This window comes from Enterobacter sp. 200527-13 (genome assembly GCF_027924865.1).
Lineage (GTDB): Bacteria > Pseudomonadota > Gammaproteobacteria > Enterobacterales > Enterobacteriaceae > Enterobacter > Enterobacter ludwigii.
Genome location: NZ_BSCM01000002.1, coordinates 280007 through 290463, shown reverse-complemented (window position 1 = coordinate 290463; position 10457 = coordinate 280007). Strand labels below are relative to the sequence as shown.

The window sequence follows — 10457 nt, the reverse complement described above, 5'->3', positions numbered from 1 at the left end:
CATCACTCCATCATCTTCTCAATTGGCAGCACCAGAATTGAGCTTGCGCCCAGCGCCTTCAGTTTTTCCATGGTTTCCCAGAACAGGGTTTCGCTACTGACCATGTGCATAGCGACGCGCTGCTGGTCACCGGCCAGAGGCAGGATGGTCGGGCGCTCTGCGCCTGGCAGCAGGGCAATGACCTCATCAAGACGTTCGGTTGGCGCGTGCATCATGATGTATTTCGATTCACGGGCCTGAATCACGCCCTGAATACGGGTCAGCAGTTTGTCGATCAACTGCTGTTTCGCATCGGCCATTTCGCCGTCGCGCTGGATAAGGCACGCTTTGGAGCGGTAAATCACTTCCACTTCGCGCAGACCGTTCGCTTCCAGCGTGGCGCCCGTAGAGACGAGGTCACAGATGGCGTCAGCCAGACCCGCGCGCGGCGCCACCTCAACAGAGCCGTTCAGCAGGCAGGATTTAAACTGCACGCCTTTCTGATCCAGGTAACGTTTTAACAGGTGAGGGTAGGAGGTGGCGATACGCTTGCCGTTCAGCGCGGCCGGGCCGTCCCAGGCTTCATCGACAGGCGTGGCCAGCGACAGGCGGCAGCCGCCGAAGTCCAGACGACGCAGGGTAAAATAGCGTGGATCTTCACCCTGGGCACGGCGGGTCAGGAGCTCTTCTTCCAGCACGTTTTCACCGATGATGCCGAGGTCAACAACGCCATCCATCACGAGGCCGGGAATATCGTCATCACGCACGCGCAGAATGTCGATGGGCATATTTTCAGCCAGGGCAATCAGGCGCTGGGTGTGCAGGTTGATTTTAATCCCGCAGCGGGCGAGCAGTTCGCGTGAATCATCACTCAAACGGCCTGATTTTTGAATAGCTATGCGTAAACGTGAGTTATCTAACATTCTGTTTTCCTCGTTAACCTGTTTTAACCTGTCTGAATTTGGTCCAAAAAAAAGCCCCCGGAAGAAGATCTTCCGGGGGCTTTTTCATGCGTTCATGCACCACTGGAAGATCCAAACGTCTTCCAGCACACATCGCCTGAAAGACTAGTCAGGATGATGGTGATGATGGTGGTGTTTAAATTGAACGCGTGTCATAAAATTCTCGATGAATGCTTATTCATTTGATGTCTTTTAACCTAAACCAGTTGTATGACTGATTGCAAGGGCTTTTTTTGATCATTAATTCATTTCATATTGACGCTATGAATTGTGTGTTCTGTCGGGCTGGCGTAGCCTTAAGAAAGACGAGTAAAAGTCAGGAGAATTCGCATGAAAAAGGTCGCGATTGTCGGTTTAGGTTGGCTGGGAATGCCGCTGGCGATGTCATTGGCCGCAAAAGGCTGGCAGGTGACCGGAAGCAAAACCACGGCGGATGGGGTAGAAGCGGCGCGCATGTGCGGTATTGACGGCGTCGAGCTGCGTCTGGAACCCGAACTGGTGTGTGATGCTGACGATCTGGACACGCTGATGAACGTTGATGCGCTGGTGATTACGTTACCGGCACGGCGCAGTGGCCCGGGCGAATCATTTTATCTGCAGGCGATGCAGGAGATTGTCGACAGCGCGCTGGCGCATCACGTCCCACGCATTATTTTTACCAGCTCAACCTCGGTCTACGGCGATGTTGACGGCGTGGTGAAAGAGACCTCTGAGCGTCATCCCGTTACCGCGAGCGGTAAAGTGCTGAAAGAGCTGGAAGACTGGCTGCATCATCTTCCCGGCACCCAGGTCGATATCGTACGGCTGGCAGGTCTGGTTGGCCCCGGACGACATCCAGGGCGCTTCTTCGCGGGAAAATCCGCGCCAGACGGACAACATGGCGTCAATCTTGTGCATCTTGATGACGTAATTGCCGCAATAGAACTACTCTTACAGGCTCCAAAAGGTGGGCACATCTATAATATATGTGCGCCTTCTCATCCAGCGCGTAGCACGTTTTACCCGCTGATGGCACGCCAGCTGGGTCTGGTTCCGCCTGTTTTTGGTGAAGCAAAGGACGAAAGTAAAGGCAAAATTGTTGATGGCAATCGCATTTGTCATGAGCTGGGATTTGAGTATCAATATCCCGATCCGCTGGTGATGCCGATGGAATAAGTTTCTCAGCGGAAACGATCGCACACCGGAAGGGGGCGAACATGAAACCGCTACTGGATGTTCTTATTATTCTGGATGCACTGGAAAAAGAGGGGAGCTTTGCCGCTGCTTCAGCAAAGCTCTTCAAAACCCCGTCGGCGCTGAGCTATACCGTTCATAAACTGGAAAGCGATCTTAATATCCAGATCCTCGATCGCTCTGGCCACCGCGCCCGTTTTACCCGTACCGGGCAGATGCTGCTGGAGAAGGGGCGCGACGTCCTGCATACCGTTCGCGAACTGGAAAAACAGGCCGTCAAACTGCACCAGGGATGGGAGAACGAACTGGTCATCGGCGTTGATGATACTTTTCCGTTTTCTCTTCTGACGCCGCTGATTGAGGCGTTCTATCAGCACCACAGCGTAACCCGGTTAATCTTCATTAATGGCGTGCTGGGCGATTCATGGGATGCCTTAACTCAGGGCAGGGCCGATATTTTTGTCGGTGCGCTGCATGAACCGCCCCAGTTAAGCGATTTCGGTTTCGCCCGGCTGGGTGTGCTGGAGCAGGTTTTCGCCGTCGCGCCACACCATCCGCTCGCGCAGGAGCCGGAACCCCTTAACCGGCGCACGATTAAAGGCTACCGCGCCATTGTGGTCGGTGACAGCTCGCGTCCCGACTGTGCGGCCTCCACGCAGTTGCTTGATGAGCAGGAGGCGATCACGGTGTTCGACTATAAAACCAAGCTGGAGCTGCAAATCAGTGGCCTGGGGTGCGGCTATTTACCCCGCTATCTGGCACAGCGGTTTTTAGACAACGGTGCGCTTGTTGAAAAACAGGTGCTTGCACAAAGCAGCAATGAATCGGTGTGGGTCGGCTGGAATGAACAAACTGCGGGGCTGGCAAGCGCCTGGTGGCGGGACGAAATTTTAGCAAATAGTGCTATTGCTGCCGTTTACTCGCAAAGCAGCGTCGAGAAATCAGCCAGTTAGAAAAAAGAAAATCGCCCCGGGCGTTGCAAAGTATTGCCTTTTGTATCCGATGTGGGGCAAAATGCGCCGCTGCAACCAAATGAATAATCGACGATATAAAAGGCGTCGGTTATTTTTTTTTGCACGTATGAAACGAAACTAAAAACCAAGAGGCCGGGCTTCGTACCGGATAGATATTTACTAAAATCCGACAGTTGTTGTCGCTGAGGAATACAGAAATGGGGCAATTTTTCGCTTACGTGGCGGTTATCACCGTAAAGGAGAATAACTATGTCGCATAACGCAACTCCAAACACCTCTCGCGTGGAATTACGTAAAACCCTTACGTTAGTTCCGGTTGTTATGATGGGCCTTGCCTATATGCAGCCAATGACGCTGTTCGATACATTCGGTATCGTATCAGGCCTCACAGACGGTCATGTGCCGACGGCTTACGCCTTCGCACTGATTGCGATCCTCTTTACCGCGCTGAGCTACGGTAAACTGGTCCGTCGCTATCCGTCTGCCGGTTCCGCCTACACCTATGCCCAGAAATCCATCAGCCCGACCGTTGGCTTTATGGTGGGCTGGTCTTCGCTGCTCGACTATCTGTTCGCGCCGATGATCAACATTCTGCTGGCTAAAATTTATTTTGAAGCACTGGTGCCGTCGATCCCTTCGTGGATGTTCGTCGTGGCGCTGGTGGCCTTTATGACGGCGTTCAACCTGCGCAGCATCAAGTCCGTTGCGAACTTTAACTCCGTTATTGTTGTGCTTCAGGTCATCCTGATTGCCGTGATTCTGGGCATGGTTATCTTTGGTGTCTTCCACGGTGAAGGCGCAGGTACCCTGGCGAGCAGCAAGCCGTTCTGGTCTGGTGATGCGCATGTGATCCCGATGATTACCGGGGCAACCATTCTGTGCTTCTCCTTTACCGGTTTTGACGGCATCAGCAACCTGTCTGAAGAGACCAAGGACGCAGAGCGTGTTATCCCGCGTGCTATCTTCCTGACGGCGCTGATTGGTGGTCTGATCTTTATTTTTGCGACCTACTTCCTGCAGCTGTACTTCCCGGATATCTCTCGCTTTAAGGATCCGGATGCCTCTCAGCCAGAAATTATGCTCTACGTGGCGGGTAAAGCGTTCCAGGTTGGCGCGTTGATCTTCTCCACCATCACGGTACTGGCATCCGGCATGGCCGCGCACGCAGGCGTTGCACGTCTGATGTACGTAATGGGTCGTGACGGCGTATTCCCGAAAAGCTTCTTCGGCTACGTTCACCCAACCTGGCGTACGCCGGCGATGAACATCATCCTGGTCGGCGCTATTGCTCTGCTGGCGATTAACTTTGACCTGGTGATGGCAACTGCGCTGATTAACTTCGGTGCGCTGGTGGCGTTCACCTTTGTTAACCTGTCGGTTATTTCTCAGTTCTGGATCCGTGAAAAGCGTAATAAAACGCTGAAAGATCACTTCCAGTATCTGTTCCTGCCGATGTGTGGTGCGCTGACCGTGGGTGCGCTGTGGGTTAACCTGGAAGAGAGCTCCATGGTGCTTGGCCTGATTTGGGCGGGTATCGGCCTGGTTTACCTGGCGTGCGTCACGAAGAGCTTCCGTAACCCGGTTCCTCAGTACGAAGACGTTGCGTAAGAACTAAGTAAAAAAAACCGGAGACCATCGCCTCCGGTTTTTTTTCGCCCAAAATCTGTCAGACGATTTCCTGCGCATACTGATACAGCGCTTTTAACAGCGCCTGTTTTTCAGCATTTCCTTCATACTGGCTATACAGCATCTCCAGCTCCTGCGCGTAGCTCTGCAGAAACTCCGGTGTAAACACATGACGACGATGCTGAAGCCAGCGCGCCTGTTCGGTTTCATCCAGCGTGCCAGGATAGTTGCGCGCGCGGTAATTAAACATCAGTTTTTCGATACGTGCGTCCGCGAAGGTAATATCCAGCGCGGGTAAGTTACGCGGTTCGGTTTGCAGAACAATATTCATTGCCGCACGGTCTGCGTCGCTGAAAAAGCCGTTGTACAGCTGCGCATCGACGTTGTCGGACGGAACAAAGGGTTCGGCTTCGGCAAAGATCGCCACCACTTTCTCACGCACCTGCGGGTTTTCACGCAGCACCTTGAGGTTATCCAGGCAACGCTGACGGTTAATCCCCAGCCTGTCTGCATCCTCCGCGCGCAGAGTATTGGCCTGGGCCAGGACCGGACATTTATTGATATGGACCAATTTGACCGGCACCGCGGGCAGATCGCCGAGTTCATCTTTTGGGGTATAGAGCCGTTCGCGCAGCGTATCGCTGTCGAGATCGAGCAGCGGTGTAATATCACCGGCTAAATCCACCATAATCACGGCATTACGGTTATCCGGATGCCAGGCCAGCGGTGCGACCCAACTGGTATTGCCGCGCCAGGCGCCAAACATACCGGAGATATGCACCAGCGGTTTCATCTGCGGCACATCAATCAGCGTGGTGAGTTTCTGCTTGCTGCGGTGGCTCAGCAGATAGTCAAACAGCCGTGGCTGAGCGGTTTTCACCAGCTTTGCCATAGCAATGGTGGCGTAGACATCGGCCATCGCATCGTGGGCATTACTGTGCTCAATACCGTTCGCGCGCGTCAGGTGTTCCAGTCTGAAGCTCGGCAGCCCTTCATCATTCTCAGGCCAGTTGATGCCTTCCGGGCGCAGCGCATAGCAGGCACGCATAATGTCGAGCAAATCCCAGCGCGAGTTGCGGTTCTGCCAGCTCCAGGCATAAGGATCGTAGAAGTTGCGATAGAAGATATTGCGCGTCACTTCGTCATCGAAACGGATGTTGTTGTAACCGACCACACAGGTATTCGGGACGGTGAAGAGGTCGTGAATACGCCGGGCGAATGCGGCCTCGTTCACGCCTTTGTCCCGGGCTTCCTGTGGGGTGATCCCGGTGACCATTACCGCGCCGGGCTGGGGCAGGTAGTCATCGGCCGGCTTACAGTAAAAGACCTCAGGCTCGCCAATGATGTTGAATTCGTCGTCGGTACGGATGGCCGCAAACTGTGCCGGTCTATCCAGCGCCGGGTGGGTGCCAAAGGTTTCGTAGTCGTGGAACAAAAATGTAGGGCGCGCGGCTGAATCAGACACCAGTAATACCATCCTGTTAAAAAATGACGTCTCTATGGTAAACGATCGTGCAGGTCAGTCCGAATAAAAAGCGCCATCACCGTGCAAATTTGCGAGGCCGCTTCAGCGTAAAATCTGCTTTCTGTCACATTTTTTTGCAATTAAGCCAGGTAACGACAACAGAACTCCCGTAAAAAGGTCATCGATTTTTAATGACCTGAGGATATACCGTTGAAACGCCGTCTGTTTATTGCTGTTTCTTTACTCGCTTCGAGTGTCTCTTCTGCCTTCGCGGCCGATCCGCTGGATTTTTCGCCGCAGCCTCCGGCCATTCAGGCGGGCTCCTGGGTGCTAATGGATTACACGACTGGTCAGATCTTAACGGCGGGCAACGAACATCAACAACGTAATCCGGCGAGCCTTACCAAGCTGATGACGGGCTACGTTGTCGATCGGGCCATCGACAGCCATCGCATTACCCCGGATGACATCGTTACCGTTGGCCGCGACGCGTGGGCAAAAGGAAACCCGGTGTTTGAAGGATCGTCGCTGATGTTCCTGAAAGAGGGCGATCGCGTCTCGGTGCGCGACCTGAGCCGTGGTCTGATTGTGGATTCCGGTAACGACGCCTGCGTGGCGCTGGCGGATCACGTAGCGGGTGGTCAGCCGCAGTTTGTGAAGATGATGAACGACTATGTACAAAAGCTGAACCTGCGCGATACCCACTTTGAAACCGTCCACGGTCTGGACGCGCCGGGCCAGCACAGCTCTGCCTATGACCTGGCCGTGCTCTCCCGGGCTATCATTCACGGCGAGCCAGAGTTCTACCACATGTACAGCGAAAAGAGCCTTACCTGGAATGGGATCACCCAGCAAAACCGTAACGGCCTGCTGTGGGATAAAACCATGAACGTTGATGGCCTGAAAACGGGGCACACGTCGGGAGCGGGCTTTAACCTGATTGCGTCAGCGGTTGACGGTCAGCGTCGTTTAATCGCGGTGGTGATGGGTGCCGACAGCCCGAAAGGGCGTGAGGAACAGGCCCGGAAGCTGCTGCACTGGGGGCAGCAGAACTTTGATACGGTGCAGATCCTGCATAACGGCAAAAAAGTGGGAACAGAGAGTATCTGGTACGGCGATAAAGAGCAGGTGGAACTGGGCACCGACCAGGATTTCTGGCTGGCCTTGCCTAAAACAGAAGTTCCTAACATCAAAGCCAAATACGTGCTGGATAAAAAAGAGCTGGAAGCGCCGATTGCGGCTCATCAGCGGGTAGGGGAGATCCAGCTTTACGACCGTGACAAAGTCGTGGCGCACTGGCCTCTGGTGACGCTCGAAGCGGTGAATAAAGGCGGCCTCTTCTCCCGTCTGAGCGATTATCTGCATCACACGCTGTAACGGCCTGCATTAAAGCACATGAGCAGACTGGCGCGGTTGCGAGTCTGCTCACATAATAAACACTCCTCGTTTGCTGAACAGTTAAAACCTGCTTTATAGTGTATAAATATACAGTAATAAAAGGAGGCAGCATGGACTACAGCATCAAGCAGCAACAGAAACGTAAAATCGCCGGCTTTCATCTGGTCGGGCCGTGGGACAAAACGGTAAAACAGGGCTTCGAACAGTTAGTCATGTGGGTGGATGGACGTCACATTCAGCCGCTGGAGTGGGTTGCGGTTTACTACGATAATCCGGACGAGGTCCCGGCAGAAAAATTGCGCTGTGACACGGCCGTAACGGTCCCGGACGATTTTGTCATTCCTGAAAACAGCGAAGGCGTCATGATGACGGAAATCGCCGCTGGAGAGTATGCGGTGGCGACGGCACGCGTTGAAAACCATGACTTCGCGACCCCTTGGAACCAGTTCTTTAATTCCCTCTTGCAGGACAACAGCTACCAGATGGCCCCTAAACCCTGCTTCGAGCGCTACCTTAATGATGGTAACGCGGACGGTTACTGGGACATCGAAATGTATATTGGTGTAGAGCACAAAGCCGGTTAAGCCTGGTTATTACAGGGTTTTTCAGCCGGGTGTGATCCGCCCGGCTGAAAACACAGTACAATTGTGATTTGCCGTGTAGCTGGAGAGCGGGTGTGCGTCCCGACAAATCATTAACCCCTTTTGAAATTCGTCTGTACAAACACTACCGCGTGGTACATGGGTGCCGTATCGCGCTGGCTTTTGTGTTGACGTTTGTGCTGGTTCGTTTGCTGGATGTTCCTGAGGGAACATGGCCGCTTATCACGCTGGTGGTTGTGATGGGGCCTATTTCGTTCTGGGGGAACGTTGTTCCACGCGCCTTCGAGCGCATTGGCGGTACCGTTTTAGGCTCTGCCCTGGGGCTTATCGCGCTGAAGCTTGAGCTTATCTCGTTTCCGGTTATGTTGATCTGGTGCGGTGCCGCGATGTTCCTTTGCGGCTGGCTGGCTTTAGGCAAAAGGCCCTATCAGGCGCTGCTGATTGGTATCACGCTGTCGGTGGTGGTCGGTGCCCCGGCAGGGGATATGACGACCGCCCTGTGGCGAAGCGGGGACGTTATCCTCGGCTCATTGCTGGCTATGCTTTTTACCGGCATCTGGCCACAGCGTGCTTTTCTGCACTGGCGTATTCAGATGGCTAACTATGTCACCGCGTTCAACCGCGTCTATCAGGCCGGATTTTCCCCTAACCTGGTTGAGCGCCCCCGGCTGGAAAAACACCTGCAAACGATCCTCAACGATGTGGTCAGGATGCGCGGGCTGATTACCCCGGCCAGCAAAGAAACCCATATCCAGAAATCCATTTTTGAAGCCATACAGACGGTAAGCCGCAATCTGGTATGCATGCTTGAGCTGCAAATCAACGCGCACTGGGCTTCTCGTCCCAGCCACCTTTTAATGCTCAACGCCCATACCTTAAAAGAGACGCAGCAGATGACGCAGCAAACGCTGCTCACCATCGCCCACGCGCTTTATGAAGGTAACCCGCAGCCCATCCTGGCGAACAGTGAACGTCTGAATGAGATCGTTGCGGAGTTGAAGCAGTTAATGAATGAGCGTCAGAGCGATAACGTCGCGGAAACGCCTATTCATGGTTATGTCTGGCTGAGCATGGAGCTGGCGCGGCAGCTGGAGCTACTGTCGCATCTCATTTGCCGGGCGCTGCGCAAATAAAGAGCAGCTATCTCCATATGTGACGCCTGCTGCTTCGATTCAGCATCAATTGGGGTTATGATAGCTTTAAACGATATACTCATTGTCATTCGCAGCCGCTGTCAGTAAGGTTATTGTTACAACGGTTGCTTTAACGAATCCGAATCTCACATTATCAGGGGTGTAAAAATGGAAACTACCAAGCCTTCGTTCCAGGATGTTCTGGAATTCGTCCGCCTGTTCCGCCGCAAAAACAAACTGCAGCGTGAAATCCAGGACGTTGAGAAGAAGATCCGTGACAACCAGAAACGTGTCCTGCTGCTCGATAACCTGAGCGACTACATCAAGCCAGGCATGAGCGTTGAGGCTATTCAGGGCATCATCGCCAGCATGAAGAGCGACTATGAAGACCGCGTTGATGACTACATCATCAAAAACGCTGAGCTGTCTAAAGAACGCCGTGATATCTCCAAGAAACTGAAAGTAATGGGCGAAATCAAAAACGGTGAAGCCAAAAGCGAGTAATCGCCGATGAATACAAAAAAGGCTCTCTGGTGACAGAGAGCCTTTTTTATTACGCAGTACGCGGCTGTAGCTGATAAATCCAGGCGTTGACCTGTTTTCCATCCGGCGTGGTCACATTGACCTCAACCCGATCGTAGCCGTCTTCAAATTCGTCCAGCATTGGCCAGTGTGCACTCAGGCTATCAGAGATAAACAGAAAGCCCTCCACGTGTGGGCCGTCCGGGTGCAGCACTATTCCCGGAAAATCTGCCGCCGCGCCCCAGCCATGTTCGTAAAACGTCCCGGTGACAAAACCGGCCTGCCATTCGCCACCGATGTTTTCAAGAATATGTGCATTCGCGTGACCCGGGCGTAGCGTGCCGTAGACAAACAGAGCGTTCATTTTCCCTCATCAGCAAAGCAAAAAGCCTGCTATAAAAGCAGGCTTTTTAAATTTGGCTCCTCTGACTGGACTCGAACCAGTGACATACGGATTAACAGTCCGCCGTTCTACCGACTGAACTACAGAGGAATCGTTGTGGAGGCTTATCTTAGCGGCGAAAAAAGTTTTGTCAAACCTGATCTTAGCGATTAGCGATCGATTGATGATTCTGTCGACAGTTTGTTGTAAATCCACACATCTTTTTATGGAAAATACTTTG

At 53.2% G+C, this 10457-nt stretch carries 12 protein-coding genes, 1 tRNA gene and 1 other annotated feature; of the genes, 8 read left to right on the top strand and 5 right to left on the bottom strand.

Annotated elements, in window-relative coordinates:
- Positions 1-2: 2 nt before the first annotated feature.
- Complete coding sequence (gene hisG, locus QMG44_RS10665) at positions 3-902, bottom strand: ATP phosphoribosyltransferase (protein WP_000886595.1); 900 nt, start codon at positions 900-902, stop codon at positions 3-5.
- A gap of 45 nt (positions 903-947) precedes the next feature.
- Positions 948-1071 (bottom strand) — a sequence feature (His leader region).
- Positions 1047-1097: a his operon leader peptide gene (gene hisL / locus QMG44_RS10660; RefSeq protein WP_001364200.1), complete on the bottom strand. Its 51-nt coding sequence runs from the start codon at positions 1095-1097 to the stop codon at positions 1047-1049. It overlaps the preceding feature by 25 nt.
- Positions 1098-1271: 174 nt before the next feature.
- On the opposite strand from hisL, the gene QMG44_RS10655 reads away from it, so the two are divergent.
- The 4 genes from QMG44_RS10655 (at position 1272) to plaP (ending at position 4696) form a co-directional block, all read left to right on the top strand.
- Positions 1272-2096, top strand: coding sequence for an SDR family oxidoreductase (locus QMG44_RS10655; RefSeq protein ID WP_014170788.1), 825 nt, complete (start codon positions 1272-1274; stop codon positions 2094-2096).
- Between the two features lie 41 nt (positions 2097-2137).
- Positions 2138-3067: a LysR substrate-binding domain-containing protein gene (locus QMG44_RS10650; protein ID WP_086532323.1), complete on the top strand. Its 930-nt coding sequence runs from the start codon at positions 2138-2140 to the stop codon at positions 3065-3067.
- A gap of 218 nt (positions 3068-3285) precedes the next feature.
- On the top strand, positions 3286-3348 hold the full coding sequence (yoeI, locus tag QMG44_RS10645) for a membrane protein YoeI (protein WP_099458931.1): 63 nt from the start codon (positions 3286-3288) through the stop codon (positions 3346-3348).
- Positions 3338-4696, top strand: a complete 1359-nt coding sequence (gene plaP, locus QMG44_RS10640; protein WP_014170786.1) for a putrescine/proton symporter PlaP — start codon at positions 3338-3340, stop codon at positions 4694-4696. The genes yoeI and plaP overlap by 11 nt, the downstream gene beginning before the upstream one ends.
- Positions 4697-4754: 58 nt before the next feature.
- On the opposite strand, the gene sbcB is transcribed toward plaP, so the two are convergent.
- Complete coding sequence (gene sbcB, locus QMG44_RS10635; RefSeq protein WP_014170785.1) at positions 4755-6191, bottom strand: exodeoxyribonuclease I; 1437 nt, start codon at positions 6189-6191, stop codon at positions 4755-4757.
- Positions 6192-6389: 198 nt separating this feature from the next.
- Here sbcB and dacD point away from each other — a divergent pair, with 198 nt between their 5' ends.
- The 4 genes from dacD to QMG44_RS10615 all read left to right on the top strand — a co-directional run bounded on the left by dacD (position 6390) and on the right by QMG44_RS10615 (position 9816).
- Complete coding sequence (dacD, locus tag QMG44_RS10630; protein WP_086532324.1) at positions 6390-7556, top strand: serine-type D-Ala-D-Ala carboxypeptidase DacD; 1167 nt, start codon at positions 6390-6392, stop codon at positions 7554-7556.
- A 131-nt stretch (positions 7557-7687) separates the two neighbouring features.
- Entirely contained in the window at positions 7688-8161 is a 474-nt protein-coding gene (gene sbmC, locus QMG44_RS10625) for a DNA gyrase inhibitor SbmC (RefSeq protein ID WP_032678501.1), read from the top strand.
- A gap of 92 nt (positions 8162-8253) precedes the next feature.
- Complete coding sequence (locus tag QMG44_RS10620) at positions 8254-9312, top strand: FUSC family protein (protein ID WP_020883296.1); 1059 nt, start codon at positions 8254-8256, stop codon at positions 9310-9312.
- Positions 9313-9480: 168 nt separating this feature from the next.
- Entirely contained in the window at positions 9481-9816 is a 336-nt protein-coding gene (locus QMG44_RS10615; RefSeq protein ID WP_008499467.1) for a DUF496 family protein, read from the top strand.
- A gap of 49 nt (positions 9817-9865) precedes the next feature.
- Here QMG44_RS10615 and QMG44_RS10610 read toward each other — a convergent pair whose 3' ends face one another.
- Complete coding sequence (locus QMG44_RS10610; protein ID WP_086532325.1) at positions 9866-10198, bottom strand: gamma-glutamylcyclotransferase family protein; 333 nt, start codon at positions 10196-10198, stop codon at positions 9866-9868.
- Positions 10199-10251: 53 nt separating this feature from the next.
- Positions 10252-10327: transfer RNA gene (locus QMG44_RS10605), tRNA-Asn, on the bottom strand.
- Positions 10328-10457 lie beyond the last annotated feature (130 nt).

Coding starts and splice junctions, on each gene's coding strand:
- hisG (WP_000886595.1), bottom strand. CDS start 902: ATGTTAGATAACTCACGTTTACGCATAGCTATTCAAAAATCAGGCCGT.
- QMG44_RS10655 (WP_014170788.1), top strand. CDS start 1,272: ATGAAAAAGGTCGCGATTGTCGGTTTAGGTTGGCTGGGAATGCCGCTG.
- QMG44_RS10650 (WP_086532323.1), top strand. CDS start 2,138: ATGAAACCGCTACTGGATGTTCTTATTATTCTGGATGCACTGGAAAAA.
- plaP (WP_014170786.1), top strand. CDS start 3,338: ATGTCGCATAACGCAACTCCAAACACCTCTCGCGTGGAATTACGTAAA.
- sbcB (WP_014170785.1), bottom strand. CDS start 6,191: ATGGTATTACTGGTGTCTGATTCAGCCGCGCGCCCTACATTTTTGTTC.
- sbmC (WP_032678501.1), top strand. CDS start 7,688: ATGGACTACAGCATCAAGCAGCAACAGAAACGTAAAATCGCCGGCTTT.
- QMG44_RS10615 (WP_008499467.1), top strand. CDS start 9,481: ATGGAAACTACCAAGCCTTCGTTCCAGGATGTTCTGGAATTCGTCCGC.
- QMG44_RS10610 (WP_086532325.1), bottom strand. CDS start 10,198: ATGAACGCTCTGTTTGTCTACGGCACGCTACGCCCGGGTCACGCGAAT.